Below are 18,868 nucleotides of genomic sequence, written 5' to 3' on the forward strand. Positions count from 1 at the left end.
CGCCTGAGCCGCCGGTCACACTCGACGCGCGCCCCCCGGGCCGCCGGTGACCCGTGACCCGGGGTGCGGAGCCGTCGGTCGGGCGTCACCCGGGGCGCGCAGGAAGCCGCCGATCCGCTCGCGCAGCGACCCCGCGTCGAGCCCGTGCGCGGCCAGGTGCTCGTCGACGGTTCCGTACTTGCGCAGCTCGCGGCGGCCGACGCCGAGGCCGAGCACGCGGTGGGGTACGTCGGCGAGCGCGTCGCCCGCGGCGGCCGTGGACGTGCCCGCCAGGAAGGGCTCGACGAGGACGACGTCGGTGCCCGCCGCCTCCGTGGCGTGCCGCAGCCCCGCCGCGTCGAACGGCCGGACGGTGGTGGCGTACAGCACGGTGACGTCGAGCCCCTCCGTCGCGTCGAGCACCGCGTCGAGCATCGGCCCCACGGCGACGACCACCCCGCCGCGTCCTTCGCGGACCGTGCGCAGCCGTACGCCGTCGACGGGGCGGCCCTGCGCGTTGGACTGCGTCGACAGCCGCACGTACACCTTGTCGTCGCCGGCGGCGACCGCGTGCCGCAGCAGGGCCTCGGCCTCGTCGGGGTGCCCCGGCACATGCACGGTCCAGCCGTCCAGGGTGTCGAGCAGCGCCACGTCGCCGGGTGCCATGTGGGTGAAGCCCCCGGCGGGCCAGTCGAAGGACGCGGCGGCGCTCACCAGCACCGCACCCACGTCCTGGTGACCGAGGTCGAGCTTCACCTGTTCGAAGGGACGCTCGACGAGAAAGCTGGCGAAGGTGTGCACGACGGGCCTCAGCCCGGTGAGGGCCAGGCCCGCGCCCGCTCCGACGAGGAGCTGTTCGCGGATCCCGACGTTGATCACCCGCTCCGGATGCCTGGCCCGGGCGTCCGCGAAGCCGTCCATGCCGATCTCGGCCAGGACGACCGCGACCCGGGGGTCCTCGTCGAGCAGCTCGGAGACGACGGGGGCGAAACGGTCACGCATGGTGTCCATGGGGTGGTCCTTTCGGCGACGTGCGGGATGAACCGGTGGGGACGGTCCCGGTGGTGAGGGGACCGGCGGTGACGGGACGGCTACGCGCGGAGTGGCCGCTCAGGCGAGCTTCGGCTCGACCCGGGCGACGACGACGTGCGGCCGGCCCGGATGGGGCGCGGTGAACGACGCGTACAGCGACTCGTGGTCACGGCCGTCGACGGTCAGGGCGGACCAGCCCGCCGCCTCGAACCGGGCGGCGATGCCACCGGGCCGGGCATGACTGGCCGAGGAGTTGTCGATCACGACGGTGTGCAGCCGGTCGAGCCCGGCCGGACCGGCGTACGCGATCGCCTCGTGATTGCTGCCCTCGTCCAGCTCCGCGTCGCCGGTCAGCACCCAGACACGCGGCTCGTCGAGCCCCTGCGCACGCAGGCCCAGTGCGGTGCCGACGGCGATCGGCAGCCCGTGCCCGAGCGAGCCGCTGCCGATCTCGGCGCCCGGGACCAGCACCCGGTCCGGGTGGTGCCCGAGCGGCGAGTCGTACGAGCCGAAACCCGGCAGCCAGTCGACGGGCAGGAAACCCTTGGCCGCCAGCACCGCGTAGTACGCCATCGGCCCGTGCCCCTTGGAGAGCAGGAACCGGTCCCGCTCCGGATCGTCCAGCCGCTCGGGCGTGATCCGCAGCACCCGGTCGTAGAGCACCCACAGCGCGTCCAGCGTGGACGTCGCCGCCGGTCCGTGCTTCTCGTCGCCGGTCATCAGGCCCATCAGCCGGGGCAGGTCCGGGTAGCCGTGGTCGCGTTCCGTCGTGATCGTCATGGTGACGATCGTGCAACCTCGACCAAGCTTCAGGTCAAGCGGCGAGCTGGAGGTTCCGTCGGCCCCGAAGAAAGGGGTGCGCGACCACGGGTGGGAGTGCGGTATTGTTTCGGTGCACGTTCGGCCAGGGGGAAACCCCAGGTCAGGCGGGCAACGGGACGTGGCGCAGCTTGGTAGCGCACTTGACTGGGGGTCAAGGGGTCGCAGGTTCAAATCCTGTCGTCCCGACTTTTGAAGTCGTGGCTCGGAGGCCGTCTTCTCAGCGATGAGAAGGCGGCCTCCGGGCTTTTTGGCGTCCACTCCGGGCACCGGTCCACGAAAGCGACAGAGCTTCCTTTTCGGATATCACCCCTTGATGCGGGATAGGGGGACCGATTGCGGAAGGAATCCTGTCCGGCCGGAGGGTGCATGAGGCAACTGACCAGTCGTCAATGTTCGCAAGTGCTCCCCATATTGACGGTCCGTCATGACTTGGGGCGATGATACGATCGCCGCACTTGCCGAGCGGGCTACGGGCACAGAACGACTTTTCCGGCCAGCAGTACGGCCCGGGCGGTAATCCCTGCGCAGTGGGCTGTGGGCCCGCCGTGCTGACGGGAATTCAGTAGCTGGCTGCCAGTCGCTTGAAGAGAGTCTTATGACGCAATACATACAGGACCCGGCTCTCTGGGCTCTTATCGCTGGGACTCCGCTTGCAGCTGTCGCCATTACTCGTGGACAGCGGGCGGCGCGTAGTTTAAAGCAGGAGAATCAAGGGCTCAGGGATCATTACGCTGAGCTCGAGAATCAATATTCGGCCTCGGTGAAAAAGGCTCAGGAGCAAGCCGAAGAAGCAACGAGAACGGCGCTCAAGTCGGCGATGCGAACCCTTCAGGGTCTCGCCGCCGAACAGCAGCTCGCTATTTCAAAACTGCAGACTAAGTACGGCGAGTCGCTCATTCTCCAGGATCTCCTGGAAATCGACCACATGAACTCGCAGTTCGGGCGGCGCGCGCAGTCCATCGCGGTTCTCTGTGAAGGCTGGCTGGGACGGCAGCGCGATATCGCCTCCGTCTACGACGTGGTCCGCAGCGCGCAGGGCAGGATCCGTCACTTCCAGCGGGTCGAGATTCTCTCGCAGGTCGACTTCGCGGTCACCAGCCGGGCTGTCGAACCGGTGGCACTGGCTCTCGCCGAGCTTCTCGACAATGCCACCAGCTATTCCGCACCGGAATCCACGGTCGAAATCAACGTCCGCGCCGTGCCCAAGGGTATCTGCATCGTCGTCGACGACGCCGGTGTCGGCATGAACGAGGAGGAGAAGACCAGGGCGGCGAAACTCCTGTCGAGCGAGCGGGCCTCGGGAGTCTCCGGGCTCGGCAATCCTCCGCAGTTCGGCTTCGCGGTGATCGGTGTGCTCTGCGAGCGCTACGGCTTCACGGTGTCCGTCGACTCCACCTCCCCCTACGGGGGTGTGCGGGCCGTGGTGCTGCTGCCGGACGAGCTGCTCACCAGCATGCCGGAACCAAAGGAGCGGGCGCAGACCGTGAGCACTGTTCCCTCGCTGAACCCGAGCGGTCCGGAACCCGTCGTGGCCGCGTCCACGACCGCCGACGGACTGCCCAAGCGCCGCCGCAGGCGGGCCATGGCCATCGTGCCGCAGAGTTCCGACACCGCGAGCGCGCCGGTCCGCTCCGAGGAGGAGACCGCCTCGATCATGGGCGCCTTCCAGCGCGGCACCCAGACCGGCCGAGCCGCGCACCCGGACCCCGCGGGCCGGACGAGCAACGCACATGAGGCAAGCAGCGAAGGGCATGAGGTTTCGTGAACAACGATCTGTCATGGATGCTTGACGGCGTCCTGGAGATTCCCGGCGCTCTGCACGCGGTTCTGGTCTCCGCCGACGGGCTCCTGATGGCCTCCTCCAAGGGGGTCGGCAGGGACCACGCGGACACCGTCGCCGCCGCGATGAGCGGCGTGCAGTCGTTGAGCCGCTCGATCGGGTTCTTCTGCGACGGGACCGACCTGAAGTGGCGCCAGACGCTGGTCGAGTTCGACGGCGGCTGGGTCTTCCTGATCTCCGCCGGTGACGGCGCCTACCTCGCGGTCTCGGCCTCCACCGACATCGACATGGCGGACATCACCTTCCGTATGCAGCAGTTGGTCGGACAGCTGGGCAAGGCGCTGACGACCCCGCCGCGCGAGAACATCGGCGCACGCCCGTGACCGACTCCGACAAGCAGGAGCCCGAGGCCGCGGAGTTAGTGCGGCCGTATGTCATCACCAACGGCCGGGATCTCCCCGAGGGCGACCAGTTCTCGCTGATCACACTGGTCACGGCCGCCGCCGACCACCCCCAGCGGCGGACCCGGCTCTCTCCCGAGGAACAGAGCCTCCTGGAGATGTGCTCCGGCGGTTATCTCTCGGTCGCCGAGATCGCCGGACACATGCGCCTGCCCATGGGCGTGGTGAAGATCCTTCTCAACGCCCTGGCCGAGGGCGGTTACCTCATCACGCGTGCGCCGGTGGCGCGCGCCCGCCTGGTCGACGAGCAGATACTTCAGGAGGTGCTGGATGGTCTCCGGGCCCGTTTTGGATGAGAAGGCGTACGTCCGCGGCGGAGCGGCGCAGACCGCCGTGAAGATCCTGATCGTCGGGCACTTCGCGGTCGGCAAGACCACCTTCGTCGGGACGATGTCCGAGATTCCTCCGCTGTCCACGGAGGAGACGATGACGCAGGCCGGCGAGGAGATCGACGACCTCAAGGGCGTCCGCGGCAAGACCACCACCACGGTCGCCATGGACTTCGGACGCCTGACGATCAGCGATCACGTCGTGCTGTACCTGTTCGGCACGCCGGGACAGCAGCGGTTCGTGCAGATGTGGGAGGACATGGCGCGCGGCGCGCTCGGCGCGCTGGTGCTGGTCGACCCCGAGCGGCTGGCGGACTCCTTCGCCGTCATCGACCTGATCGAGCAGTACGGACTGGCCTACGCCATCGCCGTCAACCGCTTCGACGGTACGCCGATGCGTGAGGAGCACGCCCTGCGCGAGGCCCTGGACCTGCTGCCCGACACGCCGGTCGTCACCTGCGACGCGCGTGACGAGACTTCGTCGGCCAGCGCTCTGATCACCCTCGTTCACTATCTGCAGGACCGTGCCCGCTAGGAGCGACAATGAACACTGATTCCACCGTTCCCGTGCCCCCACCCGGGTGCCCGGCTCACGCCACGGGTGAGCCGGTGCCGCTGCACGGGCCGGAGTTCGCGGCCGATCCGCAGGCCTATTACGAGTACATGCGTCACTACGGGCCGACCGCGCCGGTCGAACTCGCCCCGGGTGTCGAGGCGACCCTGGTCACGGATTACTCGGCGGCGCTCCAACTGCTCCAGAACGCGGGTTCCTTCCGAAAGGACTCGCGACGCTGGCGCGACTTCAACGACGGCGTGATCAGCCCGGACAGCCCGGTCCTTCCGCTTCTCGTGTACCGGCCCAACTGCATGTTCAGTGACGGCGCGGAACACATGCGGCTGCGGCAGGCCGTCACGGACAGTTTCGCGCGCGTCGATTCGCACTGGCTGAGCCAGAGTGCCGAGCGGGTCTCGAACTACCTCATCGCACAGTTCAGTACGCGTGGCTCGGCCGATCTGCTCAACGACTACGCCAAGTTGTTGCCGCTCTTCGTCTTCAACGAACTCTTCGGCTGTCCCGCCGAGATCGGTGACCGCGTTCTTTTCGGTATATCCGGCATCTTCGACGGCGTGAACGCCGAGAAGGCGAACGAGGTGCTGTCCCAGGCGGTGGGCGAACTGGTGGCCCTCAAGCGGTCGCGCCCCGGCGACGACGTCACCTCCTGGCTGATGCAGCATCAGGCGGGCCTGACCAACGAGGAGATGGCGCATCAGCTCGTCCTCCTCCTGGGCGCGGGCGCCGAACCGCTGCGCAACCTCATCTCGAACACCCTGCACCTGCTGCTCACCGACGACCGTTACGCGGCGGGCGGGTTGATCGAGGAGGCGATCGACACCACGCTGTGGAAGAACCCGCCCATGGCCAACTACGCACCGCACTACCCGGCGGCCGACATGGAGTTCGCCGGACAGAAGCTGGCGGCCGGTGATCTGGTCCTGGTCAGCTTCGCGGCGGCCAACACCGACCCGGCGCTCGCCGCGTCCCGCCACGCCTCCAGCAACCGGTCCCACCTGGCGTGGAGTGCCGGCCCGCACGCCTGCCCGGCGAAGGACCCGGCCCGGCTCATCACCGTGGCGGCCATCGAGAACCTCTTCAACCGGCTGCCCGATGTCGAACTGGCGGTCCCCGAGGACAGTTTGACCTGGCGCCCAGGCCCCTTCAACCGGGCCCTGGCCGCGCTGCCGGCCCGTTTCCACCCGGTACGGGCGGTACGGCAGCCGGATGCGCAGCAACAGCCGCAGGCCGCGGCGCGGAGCGAGCAGGGCGGCGCACCGGGTCGGCAGGACCGCGGTGGTCTGTGGAGTTCGTTCCTTTCCTGGTGGAAGGCGTGATCTACGCAACAGTCGGCAACATCCACGCACAGCATGAACTTTCAACCGTGGGGGTAGGGAAGAGCGCGGCATCCGTGTTGTAACACAAGTTAAAGGAGGTGTCGTGGAGCCCTCGTCCACCGACGCCACTTCAGCTCAGCACCGAGCAGCGGCCCACCGTCCCCGACGACCGAACCCGCGGAGGAGTTCCCACCCCCGCCGGGTCATACGCATCACACCGCACAGGCCGGAAGGCGAGATACCCGCCCGCACAGGCGGGTATCTTTTTGCCCTCTCTCCGGAACCCCGCTCCCGCCGGGCGTCCGTCAAGCCCGACCCGTGGCGCGCGAACTCCGCGTCGCACCGGGAGGGTCGCCCATGATCTCCTCCCGTGTCGACGGCCGAAAGATCGTGGCGACCCAGCCACTGGGCACCTTCGTGTCGGACCAGTTACTACGGCTGTGCCGGGCCGTGGGACTGCGCCGGTCCGACGCCGAGGTCTACGCGCGTGTCCTGACGGACTGTCTGGGCAGCGGCGCGGAAAGGCCGTTGGACCAGCCGCCGCCCCACCCGAGCTTCCTGTCCGACGACCACACACCGGTCGAGTACTCCCTCGCCCTCGTCCCTGACGCGCCCCCGACCCTGCGGGTGCTGCTGGAACCGGGGTACGCGGCCGAGACCCTGGCCCAACAGGGCCGTACCGGACTGCGTGTCGTCCGCGCCATGGCGGAGCGATGGGGCTTCTCCACCGACCGGCTCGACGGGTTGGAGGACCTGTTCTTCCCTCCGGACCCCCAGGGCCCCCTGGCACTGTGGATCGCTCTGGAACTGCTTCCCGGCGGGGTGCCCAAGGTCAAGATCTATCTGAACCCCGCGGCATCCGGGGTGGACCGGGCCGCCGAGACCCTGCGCGAGGCGCTGGACAGACTCGGCCACCGGCAGGCGTTCGACGCACTGCCCCCGGCCGACGGCTATCCCTTCCTCGCCCTCGACCTCGGTGACTGGGAGACACCCCGGGTGAAGGTCTACGTCACCCATCGCGACGCGTCGGCCGCCGACGTCGGCTCGCTGTCCCGCAGTGAGCCCGGCCCGGGACGGGAGACCGTCGAGGAGTTCTTCCGGGTCGCGGCGGGCCTGGCGGGAGCGGACCGGTACTCCGGCGCGGGGGAGGCGGTCCGGCTGACGGGACGGCCCGTGCTCTCCTGCCACTCCTTCACGGAACAGGCGACCGGTCTGCCCAGCGGCTTCACCCTCCACGTCCCCGTACGGGACTACGTCCGGCACGACGGGGAGGCGCACGCGCGTGCCACGGCCGTGCTGCGCCGCCACGGAATAGACCCCACCGTCCTCGACCGGTCGCTGGCCACCGTCAGCTCGCGACCGCTGCACGACGGCGTCGGCCTCCTCGCGTACCTGGCGCTGGTCCACGAACGGAACCGGCCGCCACGCGTCACCGCGTACATCTCCGCGGAGGCGTACGCGGTGCGGCCGCCGCTGCCCGCCGGGCCGCGTCACCAGCCGTTCTCTTCCCCCCGCGCGGCGCGTACCGAGCCGCGTGAATCCCTCCACTCAGTAGGACACGGAAAGGCAGGAGCAGAAATCAGGATGGAGCCGTACCGGATCAAAGTCGTCGAACCCATTCCGCTCACGACGCCCCAGCAGCGCAAGGCGGCCATCGAACGGGTGCACTACAACCTCTTCGACCTGCGAGCGGACGAGGTGACCATCGACCTGCTGAGCGACTCGGGCACGGGTGCCCTGTCCTCGGCGCAGCTCGCTGTGGGCATGGCCGGTGACGAGTCCTACGCGGGCTCGCGCTCCTTCTACCGTTTCCGGGAAACGGTGTCGGAACTGACCGGCTACACCCACATATTGCCGGCCCACCAGGGGCGTGCGGCCGAACGCATCCTCTTCTCCAACCTTCTCGAACCCGGCGACACCGTCCTGTCCAACACCCACTTCGACACCACCCGCGCAAACGTGGAGCTGAACGGCTGCGTGGCCCGCGACCTGCCGTGCCCCGAGGCCCGGAACCTGGACAGCCGGGAGCCGTTCAAGGGGAACATCGACCTGCAGGCGCTGGAACAGGCGCTGGGCGAGTCGACCGGCTCGCGTGTCGCCGCGGTGGTCATGACGATCACCAACAACGGCGGTGGCGGTCAGCCCGTCTCCATGGAGAACCTGCGGCGGGCGTCGGAACTGTGCCGCCGGCACTCCGTCCCACTGATCCTGGACGCGGCCCGGTTCGCCGAGAACGCCTGGCTGGTCACCCGGCACGAGGAGGCCTATCGCAACCACACCCCCCGGCAGGTCGCGGAGGAAGCGTTTCGCCTGGCCGACGGCTGTGTGATGAGCGCCAAGAAGGACGGCATCGTCCACATCGGTGGCTTCATCGGGCTGAACGACCCGGAGCTCGCCCAGAAGTGTGAACTCCTCCTGATCGCCACCGAGGGGTTCCCCACCTACGGCGGCCTCGCCGGTCGTGACCTCGACATGATCGCCCAGGGTCTGCAGGAGGTGACCGAACCCGCCTATCTCGCGGAGCGGGCGGAGAGCGCCGACCATCTCGCCCAACGCGTCCGTGCCGCGGGCGTCGACATCCTGGAACCGCCCGGCCTGCACGCCCTGTACCTCAACGCGGGACGGCTGCTGCCCCACATACCGCCCCACCAGTACCCCGGACACGCCCTGGCCTGCCGGCTCTATCTGGAGGGCGGCATCCGCTCGGCCGAACTCGGCTCGCTCTACCTCGGCGAGGAGGACGAGGACGGGAACCCGGTCAAGAGCCCGCCGTACGAGCTGGTCAGGCTGGCGCTGCCGCGTCGTGTGTACACCCGCAGCCACTACGACCACGTCGGCAGGACCCTGGAACGGATCGCCAAGACCGCGGAGTCCGTGCGCGGTTACCGGATCGTGGAACAGTCCCCGATCCTGCGGCACTTCCGCGCCAAGCTCCAGCCGGTGACCGGCTAGCACGGCCGCGGGGTGGCGCCCGACGAGTCCCCCGCGGGCCGTCGTGGCGCCACCTCCCGCCGCTGGACGGCGGACAGGCGGTCGGGGAGGGCCGCGGTGGTGCACCGCCGCGGCCGCTTCGTAGGCTCCTGCCCGCGTGCTTCATAGGCTCCTGCACCGCGGGCGACGACGACGCCGTTCCGCGCGGTCGTCGTCCCGTGGAGGACCAACTCCCTCTCCGCGACGGAAACTCGGATGCGGGTGCCGCACGGACACCCCTAGGCTGCGCTCGCCGGGAGGTCGAGGCGTCGTATCGGCCGTCAGCGGATCGGAGACGCACGGGGATGACCAGTCAACTGTTCGCGATCTGCTTCCACGCGACCCGGCCGTCGGGCCTGGCGCGGTTCTGGTCCGGGGTCCTGAGCTGGGAGTTGGCCGACGGTCCGGAGGACGAGGCCACGATCCTGCCCCCTGACGCCGCCGGGTTCCGCATCCGGTTCCTGCCCGGCCAGGAGCCCAAGACCGGCCGGAACCGTGCGCACTTCGACCTGACGAGCGCCTCCCCGGAGGACCAGCGGCAGACGGTGGCCAGGGCGCTGGAACTCGGTGGGAAACACATCGACGTGGGCCAACTCCCGGAAGATGGGCATGTGGTGCTCGCCGATCCGGACGGCAACGAGTTCTGCGTGATCGAGGCCGGCAACAAGTTCCTCGCCGACACCGGCTTCATCGGAGCACTGGCCTGCGACGGGACGCAGGAAGTCGGCTACTTCTGGAGTGAGGCGCTGCGGTGGCCACTGGTCTGGGACCAGGACCAGGAGACCGCGATCCAGTCACCGGACGGCGGCACGAAGATCACGTGGGGTGGACCTCCGGTGGCGCCGAAGACGGGCCCGAACAGGCTGCACTTCGAGCTGGCGCTCCCCGCCGACGCCGACCGGGAGGCGGAGATCGGCCGCCTGATCTCGCTGGGCGCGACGCGCACCGGCATCGGGGAGGGCGACGGCCGCGGGGTGCTGATGCTCGACCCCGACGGCAACGAGTTCTCCGTACAGCGGCCCCGGTAGCGGGGCTGTCGTCGGGAGGCGGCGCGGTCCCCCGCAGCGGCCGGTCCGGCCGGGGGCGGCGCCGACCCCGGCCGGGGCGCTCCCGGCGAGTTCAGGACAGGCGGCCCACGTGTGCCAGGGCCTGCTTGAGCAGGGCGCCGTGACCGCCCGGCATCTCGTTGAGGACGACGGACGTCGACGCCTCCTCGGGGCTGAACCAGACCAGGTCGAGGGCGTCCTGCCGGGGACGGCAGTCGCCGGTGACCGGGACGATGTAGGCCAGCGACACCGCGTGCTGGCGCGGGTCGTGGAAGGGCGTGATGCCCTGCGTCGGGAAGTACTCGGCGACGGTGAAGGGCTGCAGTGAGGTGGGGATACGGGGCAGCGCCACCGGTCCGAGGTCCTTCTCCAGATGACGCAGCAGGGCGTCGCGGACCCGCTCGTGATGCAGTACGCGGCCGGAGACGAGGGTGCGGCTGACGGTTCCGTCCGGCCCTATGCGCAGCAGCAGCCCGATGCTGGTGACTTCGCCGTTGTCGTCGACGCGCACCGGAACGGCCTCGACGTACAGGATCGGCATACGGGCCCGCGCCATCTCGAGCTCGTCGGGGGTCAGCCAGCCGGGCGTGGTCTCGGTCATGTCAGACATTGGCTGATCATACTTTCAACCCCTTCGGATTTGCGTGCGCCGCTCGACGCGACACGGAGAACGGCGTCTCCTCCGTGGACGAACGCCCGTCCGGTGAAACGGGGTGTGCCGCGGCTCCGCGTCCACCGCGGGCGGGCCGCTCCCGCGCGGAGTGCGGACCACCTGTCGCCACCGGTGAGAGGGCTTGTCCCGGGTGAATGCATCAACCACCATGGTGGGCGATGAGCGATGAATTGGACCAGGATCTCGTGGTCGGCCTGGACGCGGGAGGCACCCGCACCCGCGCCGTTCTGGCGTCCGCCGCGACCGGACGCACCGTGGGCGAGGCCGCGGCGGGACCGGGCAACGCCCTGACGGTTCCGCTGCCGCAGCTCACCGATCACCTCGCCGAGGCCATCGGCCGGTCGGTGCCGGAGCGGGTCCGCGGCAGTGTCGTGGCCGTGGTCGGCGGATTCGCGGGCTCCGCGGGCACGAGCTTCGCGGACTTCGCGGACTTCGCGGACAGGGAGCCGGGGCGGCTGAACGCCCTCGCGGCCCTGACCGGGGCGCTGCGGCGGCTGGGCATCGCGGCGCGGACGGTCGGCGTGAGCAGCGACGTCGAGGCGGCCTTCGCCTCGGCGCCCGGAACGCCCGCCGACGGGCTGGCCCTGGTCGCCGGTACCGGAGCGGTCGCGACCCGCATCGCCGGCCGCCGCTGCACGGCCACGGTGGACGGCGACGGCTGGCTGCTCGGCGACGACGGCAGCGGGTTCTGGATCGGGCGCGGCGCGGTACGCGCGGCCCTGCGGATGGCGGACGGGCGGGGCGGCCCCACGACGCTGGCCCGGGCGGTCGGCGTGGCCCTCGGACTGCCCGTCGATCTCCTGGAGGGGATCGAAGGAGCCGAAGAGGCTGCCGACGGGGGAGCCGAGGGCGCCGGCGGGGCCGGGAGAGCCGAGGGGGCCGGGCAGGCCGGGCGCGCCGGAGCCGCCGCCGCACGGTGGTCCGGGGCGCGGCGGGAGGCCTACCGCATGCGGCTGCTGCCCACCGTGATGGCGCAGCCGCCGATCACACTCGCCCGGCTCGCTCCGCTGGTGGCCGAGGCGGCCCGTGCCAAGGACCCCGTCGCGGAGGCGATCCTGCGCGAGGCGGTGGACCACCTGACCGCGGCGGTACGCGCGTTGGACCCCCGGCCGGGTGAACGGATCGTCGTGACAGGCGGGTTGCTCGGCCCGGACGGTCCGCTGACCGCACCGCTGACGGGCCGGCTGGAGGGTCTGGGGCTGACGGTCGACCGGGTGGCCGACGGCTGCCGGGGAGCTTTGGCTCTGGCCCGCCTCGCCCACGGCAACCCGCCGCGCGCCGCCGGGACCGCCTGACCGGCAGGCCTCACGCGTTCCGGCAGGGAGCCCGGAAGCAGGGGACGGCAGCGGTCCGTGGCGGGGCGCCCACGGACACGCCGCGCCGGGAGGACTCAGCGGGTGCGCCGGGACGTGACCGCGTGCTGTCCCGCGATGCGGCCGGTCAGCGTCAGTGAGGCGCTGGCCCGCGTGTACGACAGTTGCGCGACCCGTACGTACAGGCAGTCGATGAGGACCAGGACGGAGTGACGGGCACCGATGCTGCCTGTGCGGAAGCTGGTCTCGGACGAGGCGGAGATCAACCGGACGTCCGCGGCGCGGGCGAGCGGCGAACGCGGGTCCGCGGTGATCGCCACGGTGGTGGCGCCGCGCTCCTTGGCGAGTTCGAAGGGCTCGATGGTCTCGCGGGTCGACCCGGAGTGGGAGATGCCGACGGCGACGTCGGCCGGGGTGAGCAGGGCCGCGGAGGTGGCCGCGGCGTGCACCTCGTTCCAGCCGCGCACCGCGCAGCCGATACGGAAGAGGCGGACCTCGGTCTCCAGGGCCACCGCGCCGCTGCCGCCGACGCCGTACACGTCGATGCGGCGGGCGCGCGCCACGGCCTGGGCCGCGCGCTCCAGCGCGTCGAGGTCGATCCGGTCGATGGTCTGCTGGACCGCGCGCAGGTCCGCGCTGCCGACCACGGCGACGACCCGTTCGAGGTCGTCGTCGGGGGAGATGTCGGAGCCGATCTCGGCGGTGCCCCAGTCCGAGACCTCACCGCGGCCGCGCTCCTGGGCCAGCGCGATCAGCAGGTGCTGGTAGGAGTCGAGACCGACGGCCCGGCAGAACCGGGTGACGGTCGCCTGCGAGGTGCCGGTACGGCGGCCCAGTTCGGCGGCGGAGCAGTGGGTGGCGGCGGCCGGATCCTCGAGGATCAGCTCGCCGACCTTCCGCAAGGAGCCGGTCAGCCGCGGCAGTTCGGCGCGGATCAGTGCGGTGACATCCGTCGGGGGCAGCCCGCTGCCGGCGCCGGTCCGTTCCATGCTCTCCCCGGTCTCCTCTGCTCCGCGTACATCCCGGCACCTTCGGGATGCTTCGGGCCGTGAATGTACCAGCCAACGTCTGGCCGACACCTTGAATCGTAGGACCGAAGGAGGGGTAGGGTTCAGTCATTCATGGAGAGTCGCCCGAGTTGGTGGTTCGAGCCACCGGTGGGGAGTGCCACGTGTCCACAGGGTCCGTCAGCGCCGACAACTTCGCGCGCGAGAGCCTCGCCGTCCTCGACGGCATCACCGCGTCCGCCCGCGACGACGTGCGGCGTGCCGCCCGACTGATCGCGGACTGTGTACGCGCGGACGGCGTGGTCCAGGCGTTCGGCACCGGGCACTCCCAGGCCCTCGTGCTCGAAATCGCGGGCCGCGCCGGGGGGTTGGTGCCGACCAACCGGCTGAGCATCGCCGACCTGGTCCTGTACGGGGAGGAGCGGCCGAGCGTCCTCGCCGACCCGCTCCTGGAGCGCCGGTCCGGGGTCGCCGCCCGGATCTACGCCCTCGTGGAGCCGCGGCCCGAGGACCTCTTCGTCATCGTCTCCAACTCGGGCGTCAACAACGTGGTCGTGGAGATGGCCCTGCACGCCAAGGAGCGGGGGCATCGCATCCTGGCCGTCACCTCGCTGGCCCACACGCGGGCGGTGCCCGCCTCGCACCCGAGCGGACAGAAGCTCGCCGACCTCGCCGACGTCGTCCTGGACAACGCCGCGCCGCGCGGCGACGCGCTGCTCGAACTCCCGGGCGGCGGCGCCGTCTGCGCGCTGTCCACACTCACCGGGGTGATGCTCGTGCAGATGGCCGTCGCGGAGAGCGCCGCCCTCCTGCTGGCCGCCGGCGTCAGGCCGCCGGTCTACGTGTCGGCCAACGTTCCCGGGGGCTTCGAGGGCAACCTGGTACTGGAGGAGCGCTACGCGGGACGCATCCGCCGCACCGCGAGCTGACCCACGGCGCCGCGCTCCGCGTCCCGCACCCGAACAGGCCCCTCGCCGGGGGGAGTTCGCATCAGTAGGGGAGGATTCGCCCGGAAGGTGTCCGTCGGTCGATCTCCATCTTGACCTCGCGCCCGGAGGTGGGGCGGCGGCTGGTACGAATACGGATCTGGCGGGTCATTGCGCCTCCTTGGACTCGTACGACCGGCTTCCACGCCGCCCGGCTCGGGCGCCGCGGAGTCATCTGCCCCAGCCCTGGAGGAACAGGCGCGTGCCTCAGGGGTACTGCCGGGAAAGGGGATCCCTCCCGGCCGGCACGGCCCGGTGCGTCGCCGTGCTCTTCGGAGTTACCCCGTTCCGCGTCCGCATATTCCGTCGTCATGCCTCCGGCGAAGTCGGGCACCACGGCCCGCTCGTCGCCGGCGGCCCCGGCATCCCGCCCCGGCGGACGGGCCGCTGGGCGCAGGGGCGGATGGGCGGAAGGGCAGGGGAGTGGAAGGCATAGGGGTGGAAGGGGTGGGGTGGACGGGTGAACGGAGGCCTCGCCGGGCCCGATTCGTGCTCGGCGCCCTGATTCCACGCGGGTGTGCGTCCGTCCTGGGCGGCGGGCCCGGCGTGGTGCATCCGGCGGCTCTCGGCTCCCGCGATCGGTTTCGCGGACTCGGACCGTCGCGGGCCCGGTTTGCGGGTTCCCGCGACTGGGTCGCGGCCGGCGAGGTGGACGGACAAGGGTACGCCCGGAGCGAGAACGCGTCGCTCGTCGGTCAGGCCGACCGTGCCGACCTCCATCGTGGCGGTACCGGCCGGTCCGGCCGTGCGCCGCCCCTCGCGTCCATCCTCCGCCCGTCCGGGCCGCGCCGCCATCCGGGCCGGGGCGCCCCCCGCCGAGGGTTAACCCTCGAATGCCCCGCTGATGCATGACATGGCTGCGTCAAGCTGCCATCCTTCCTCCACCTGTCGGACAGGCCCCCACGGCCTGCGCAGGGGCCCCGCACCGCACTGCTCAGCTCGTCCCGGGCAGCACATCCCGTCTGTCCGGGCTGTCACCGGTCGTCCCCGCGACCGCAGCAGTAGGAGTACGAGTGAGACGAATTCCCCGTCAGGCGGCCGCAGCCGGAGCACTCGCGGCCACCGCCGCGTTGCTGGCCGTCGGTATACAGACGGTTCCGGCGGTCGCCAAGTCCGCCGCCCCCCACCCCAGCCCGTTGCGCACCGGAGGGCTGGAGGCCAAGCTCACCCCGGCGCAGCACGCGGCCCTGCTGAAGAGCGCGGCGCAGAAGACGACGGCGACCGCCGGCACCCTCGGCCTCGGGGCGAAGGAGAAGCTGGTCGTCAGGGACGTCGTCAAGGACCAGGACGGCACGCTGCACACCCGCTACGAGCGCACCTACGCCGGTCTGCCGGTACTCGGCGGCGACGTGGTCGTGCACACCCCGCCGGCCTCGCTGGCCGCCGGCACGGTGAGCAGCACCTTCAACAACAAGCGCACCATCAAGGTCGCCTCGACCACCGCGGCCTTCAGCAAGTCGGCCGCCACCGGCAAGGCCCTGAAGGCCGCGCGCTCCCTGGTCGCCGAGAAGGCCACCACCGACAGCGCCCGCAAGGTGATCTGGGCCGGCAGCGGCACCCCGAAGCTTGCCTGGGAGACCGTGATCGGCGGCTTCCAGGACGACGGCACCCCGAGTCAGCTGCACGTCATCACCGACGCCACCACCGGCAAAAAGCTCTACGAGTACCAGGGCATCGAGACCGGTGTCGGCAACACGCAGTACAGCGGCCAGGTGACGCTGACGACGACGCAGTCGGGCTCCAACTACACGCTGACCGACGGCGCCCGCGGCGGCCACAAGACGTACAACCTCAACCGCGGGACGTCGGGCACCGGCACGCTCTTCTCGCAGACCAGCGACACCTGGGGCAACGGCACTACCTCCAACGCCGCGACGGCTGCCGCCGACGCGCACTACGGCGCCGCGGAGACCTGGGACTTCTACAAGAACACATTCAACCGCAGCGGCATCAAGAACAACGGGGTCGGCGCCTACTCCCGCGTCCACTACGGCAACGCGTACGTCAACGCGTTCTGGGACGACACCTGCTTCTGCATGACCTACGGCGACGGATCCGGCAACGCGGACCCGCTGACCTCGCTGGACGTGGCCGGCCACGAGATGAGCCACGGTGTCACCTCCAACACCGCGGGCCTCAACTACACCGGTGAGTCCGGCGGTCTGAACGAGGCGACCTCCGACATCTTCGGCACCGGCGTCGAGTTCTACGCCAACAACACCTCCGACCCCGGTGACTACCTCATCGGCGAGAAGATCGACATCAACGGCGACGGCACCCCGCTGCGCTACATGGACAAGCCCAGCAAGGACGGCGGCTCCGCGGACAGTTGGTACTCCGGCGTCGGCAACCTGGACGTCCACTACTCCTCGGGTCCGGCGAACCACATGTTCTACCTGCTCTCCGAGGGCAGCGGCACCAAGGTCATCAACGGCGTCACCTACAACAGCACCACGTCCGACGGCGTCGCCGTCGCGGGCATCGGCCGGGCCGCCGCCCTGCAGATCTGGTACAAGGCGCTGACGACGTACATGACGTCCAGCACCAACTACGCCGCGGCCCGTACCGCCGCGCTCAACGCCGCCACCGCGCTGTACGGCGCCAACTCCACCCAGTACGCGGGGGTGGCGAACGCCTTCGCGGGCATCGCCGTCGGCAGCCACGTCACCCCGCCGTCGAGCGGTGTGACCGTCACCAACCCGGGCAGCCAGTCCTCCACCGTCGGTACCGCGGTCAGCCTGCAGGTCTCCGCCAGCAGCACCAACAGCGGCTCGCTGAGCTACGCCGCGACCGGCCTGCCCACCGGCCTGTCGATCAACAGCTCCACCGGCGCGATCACCGGGACACCGACCACGGCCGGCACGTACAGCACCACGGTCACCGTCACGGACAGCACCGGCGCGACCGGCACCGCGTCCTTCACCTGGACCGTGAGCACCTCCGGCGGCGGCTGCACCTCGGCGCAGTTGCTCGGCAACCCGGGCTTCGAGTCGGGCAGCGCCTCGTGGACCGCGTCGAGCGGCGTCATCACGAACGACACCGGTGAGGCGGCGCACGCCGGCTCGTACAAGGCCTGGCTCGACGGCTACGGCTCCACCCACACCGACACGCTCTCCCAGTCGGTGACGATCCCCGCCGGCTGCAAGGCCAGCTTCACCTTCTACCTGCACATCGACACCGCGGAGACCACCACCAGCAGCGCCTACGACAAGCTGACGGTCACCGCCGGATCGACCACCCTGGCCGCCTACTCCAACCTCAACAAGGCCACGGGGTACGCCCAGAAGACCTTCGACCTGTCCTCGTTCGCCGGCTCCACCGTCACCCTGAAGTTCAGCGGTGCGGAGGACTCCTCGCTCCAGACCAGCTTCGTCGTCGACGACACCGCCGTCACGACCAGCTGACCGGCACCGGCCGAACGGGTCGGTAACAGCGCTGACGTGGGCCACCCCTCCGGGTGGCCCACGTTCGTTCACCCACCCCGCGCTCGCCTGAGCCCGGGGCGTAGCGCGTGTACAGCGAGTCGGCGAGAGCGGACTCGTCGGGCGTGTCCTCGTCCACCCGGCGGGCGAGCCCCTCGGCTGCCGCCGTCGCGCCCTCGATCTCCACCAGCAGCCGCACCCGCTCGGTGCCGGGCCCCCGGTCGTTCAGCAGCACCCGCTCCACCAGGGCGCTCGCCGCCCCGAGACAGCTCCCGGCCATCAGCAGCTCGAACCAGACGAGACCGGCGGTCTGCACCGCGTCCAGGCTGGCCCCGGCCGGCGAGGCGGTCCGCACCAGGAGCTCCTTCGGCACCAGGACGTCGTCCAGGGTGACCTGGTCGCTCTCGGCGCCCGGCAGGAAGGTGCTGGACCAGAACCCGTTGACGCTCAGCCCCTCGCTCCCGGCGGGCACAAGAGCCACGGCCGGCTCCAGGCCCTCGCCCTCCTCGCGCGGCACCATCACGCCGGCGGTGAGCAGGTCCATCGAACGAGCCAGGCCGCACGGCCGTTTGACGCCGCTGATCCGTACGCCTTCGGGAGTCACCACGGCCGACATCGACGGCGACAGGATGCCGGTGCCGCTGTGGCCCTCGGCGAACCCCGACGCCGTGAGCCGGTTCTCCGACGCGACGCCCTGGACCAGCATCCACTCCAGGCCCTCACCGGAGTCGCTCGGCCCGACCCGGGTGGCCATCGAGAAGTGGTGCATGGTCGTCGCCACCGCGAGCGAGGGCGACCGGCTGCCCAGGGCGCGCCGCACCCGTAGGGCCTCCAACGCTGTCGCGCCCCGGCCCCGGAAGACGGCCGGAGCCGGCAGTCCGGGCCCTCCGCTCTCCCGGAACAGCCGGATGCCGGGACTCCTGGGTCCCTCGAGTGCCATCAGCGGCACGGCCCGCAGACTCTCGGCCAGGCCCGGCAGCAGTTTGGCGAGGGCCGCGCGCTCACGCTCCAGGAACCTCATGTCGTCCCTGCTCCTTGGTGCTCGGATGTCGCCGGCGGCGTCGGTTCTGTTTACGCGCCAACCGGTGGAGCCCCTCGGTCGAAGTGCCGCCGGCACACGCTCCGTGCCGAGGCGCGCGAGAGCCCCGGGATCCGCGG

The 18,868-nt window shown here is 70.7% G+C and carries 15 protein-coding genes and 1 tRNA gene; 11 read left to right on the plus strand and 5 right to left on the minus strand.

Features of this window, described 5'->3' with window-relative positions:
* Positions 1–15: 15 nt before the first annotated feature.
* Both OHB41_RS39620 and OHB41_RS39625 read right to left on the minus strand, forming a co-directional pair.
* The gene (locus tag OHB41_RS39620; protein ID WP_266704395.1) at positions 16–990 is read right to left on the minus strand and encodes a transketolase family protein; all 975 of its coding nucleotides are present in this window, start codon (positions 988–990) and stop codon (positions 16–18) included.
* A gap of 99 nt (positions 991–1,089) precedes the next feature.
* Positions 1,090–1,791, minus strand: coding sequence for a thiamine pyrophosphate-binding protein (locus OHB41_RS39625; protein WP_266704397.1), 702 nt, complete (start codon positions 1,789–1,791; stop codon positions 1,090–1,092).
* 154 nt (positions 1,792–1,945) lie between these two features.
* Between OHB41_RS39625 and OHB41_RS39630 the strand changes: the two genes are divergently transcribed.
* The 8 genes from OHB41_RS39630 (at position 1,946) to OHB41_RS39665 (ending at position 10,291) form a co-directional block, all read left to right on the plus strand.
* Positions 1,946–2,019: transfer RNA gene (locus OHB41_RS39630), tRNA-Pro, on the plus strand.
* Between the two features lie 409 nt (positions 2,020–2,428).
* Positions 2,429–3,598 carry a sensor histidine kinase gene (locus tag OHB41_RS39635; protein WP_266704399.1) on the plus strand — a complete coding sequence of 390 codons (1,170 nt, stop codon included), beginning with the start codon at positions 2,429–2,431 and terminating at the stop codon, positions 3,596–3,598.
* Entirely contained in the window at positions 3,595–3,996 is a 402-nt protein-coding gene (locus OHB41_RS39640) for a roadblock/LC7 domain-containing protein (RefSeq protein WP_148012142.1), read from the plus strand. Before OHB41_RS39635 ends, OHB41_RS39640 begins: the two co-directional genes overlap by 4 nt.
* Positions 3,993–4,370, plus strand: a complete 378-nt coding sequence (locus OHB41_RS39645) for a DUF742 domain-containing protein (RefSeq protein WP_148012141.1) — start codon at positions 3,993–3,995, stop codon at positions 4,368–4,370. Before OHB41_RS39640 ends, OHB41_RS39645 begins: the two co-directional genes overlap by 4 nt.
* Positions 4,345–4,938, plus strand: coding sequence for a GTP-binding protein (locus OHB41_RS39650; RefSeq protein WP_266704403.1), 594 nt, complete (start codon positions 4,345–4,347; stop codon positions 4,936–4,938). The genes OHB41_RS39645 and OHB41_RS39650 overlap by 26 nt, the downstream gene beginning before the upstream one ends.
* Before the next feature lie 8 nt (positions 4,939–4,946).
* Positions 4,947–6,293 carry a cytochrome P450 gene (locus OHB41_RS39655; RefSeq protein ID WP_266704405.1) on the plus strand — a complete coding sequence of 449 codons (1,347 nt, stop codon included), beginning with the start codon at positions 4,947–4,949 and terminating at the stop codon, positions 6,291–6,293.
* A 357-nt stretch (positions 6,294–6,650) separates the two neighbouring features.
* Positions 6,651–9,245 (plus strand): tryptophanase, encoded by a 2,595-nt coding sequence (locus OHB41_RS39660; RefSeq protein ID WP_266704407.1) that lies wholly within the window; start codon positions 6,651–6,653, stop codon positions 9,243–9,245.
* 323 nt (positions 9,246–9,568) lie between these two features.
* Positions 9,569–10,291 (plus strand): VOC family protein, encoded by a 723-nt coding sequence (locus OHB41_RS39665; RefSeq protein WP_266704409.1) that lies wholly within the window; start codon positions 9,569–9,571, stop codon positions 10,289–10,291.
* Between the two features lie 91 nt (positions 10,292–10,382).
* Here OHB41_RS39665 and OHB41_RS39670 read toward each other — a convergent pair whose 3' ends face one another.
* Positions 10,383–10,919 (minus strand): NUDIX hydrolase family protein, encoded by a 537-nt coding sequence (locus tag OHB41_RS39670; protein ID WP_323138435.1) that lies wholly within the window; start codon positions 10,917–10,919, stop codon positions 10,383–10,385.
* Positions 10,920–11,140: 221 nt separating this feature from the next.
* Between OHB41_RS39670 and OHB41_RS39675 the strand changes: the two genes are divergently transcribed.
* The gene (locus OHB41_RS39675; protein WP_266704411.1) at positions 11,141–12,277 is read left to right on the plus strand and encodes an N-acetylglucosamine kinase; all 1,137 of its coding nucleotides are present in this window, start codon (positions 11,141–11,143) and stop codon (positions 12,275–12,277) included.
* Positions 12,278–12,372: 95 nt separating this feature from the next.
* Here OHB41_RS39675 and OHB41_RS39680 read toward each other — a convergent pair whose 3' ends face one another.
* Positions 12,373–13,257, minus strand: coding sequence for a MurR/RpiR family transcriptional regulator (locus OHB41_RS39680; RefSeq protein ID WP_266706485.1), 885 nt, complete (start codon positions 13,255–13,257; stop codon positions 12,373–12,375).
* Between the two features lie 209 nt (positions 13,258–13,466).
* Here OHB41_RS39680 and OHB41_RS39685 point away from each other — a divergent pair, with 209 nt between their 5' ends.
* Positions 13,467–14,231: a sugar isomerase domain-containing protein gene (locus OHB41_RS39685; RefSeq protein ID WP_266704413.1), complete on the plus strand. Its 765-nt coding sequence runs from the start codon at positions 13,467–13,469 to the stop codon at positions 14,229–14,231.
* Between the two features lie 1,070 nt (positions 14,232–15,301).
* Positions 15,302–17,692: a M4 family metallopeptidase gene (locus OHB41_RS39690; RefSeq protein WP_266704415.1), complete on the plus strand. Its 2,391-nt coding sequence runs from the start codon at positions 15,302–15,304 to the stop codon at positions 17,690–17,692.
* Here the strand turns inward: OHB41_RS39690 and OHB41_RS39695 are convergent.
* Complete coding sequence (locus OHB41_RS39695) at positions 17,679–18,731, minus strand: acyl-CoA dehydrogenase family protein (RefSeq protein WP_266704417.1); 1,053 nt, start codon at positions 18,729–18,731, stop codon at positions 17,679–17,681. The two genes, OHB41_RS39690 and OHB41_RS39695, sit on opposite strands and share 14 nt — an antisense overlap.
* Positions 18,732–18,868 lie beyond the last annotated feature (137 nt).

This window comes from Streptomyces sp. NBC_01571, from assembly GCF_026339875.1.
GTDB lineage: Bacteria > Actinomycetota > Actinomycetes > Streptomycetales > Streptomycetaceae > Streptomyces.

Coding starts and splice junctions, on each gene's coding strand:
- OHB41_RS39620 (WP_266704395.1), bottom strand. CDS start 990: ATGGACACCATGCGTGACCGTTTCGCCCCCGTCGTCTCCGAGCTGCTC.
- OHB41_RS39625 (WP_266704397.1), bottom strand. CDS start 1,791: ATGACGATCACGACGGAACGCGACCACGGCTACCCGGACCTGCCCCGG.
- OHB41_RS39635 (WP_266704399.1), top strand. CDS start 2,429: ATGACGCAATACATACAGGACCCGGCTCTCTGGGCTCTTATCGCTGGG.
- OHB41_RS39650 (WP_266704403.1), top strand. CDS start 4,345: ATGGTCTCCGGGCCCGTTTTGGATGAGAAGGCGTACGTCCGCGGCGGA.
- OHB41_RS39655 (WP_266704405.1), top strand. CDS start 4,947: ATGAACACTGATTCCACCGTTCCCGTGCCCCCACCCGGGTGCCCGGCT.
- OHB41_RS39660 (WP_266704407.1), top strand. CDS start 6,651: ATGATCTCCTCCCGTGTCGACGGCCGAAAGATCGTGGCGACCCAGCCA.
- OHB41_RS39665 (WP_266704409.1), top strand. CDS start 9,569: ATGACCAGTCAACTGTTCGCGATCTGCTTCCACGCGACCCGGCCGTCG.
- OHB41_RS39670 (WP_323138435.1), bottom strand. CDS start 10,919: ATGTCTGACATGACCGAGACCACGCCCGGCTGGCTGACCCCCGACGAG.
- OHB41_RS39675 (WP_266704411.1), top strand. CDS start 11,141: ATGAGCGATGAATTGGACCAGGATCTCGTGGTCGGCCTGGACGCGGGA.
- OHB41_RS39695 (WP_266704417.1), bottom strand. CDS start 18,731: ATGAGGTTCCTGGAGCGTGAGCGCGCGGCCCTCGCCAAACTGCTGCCG.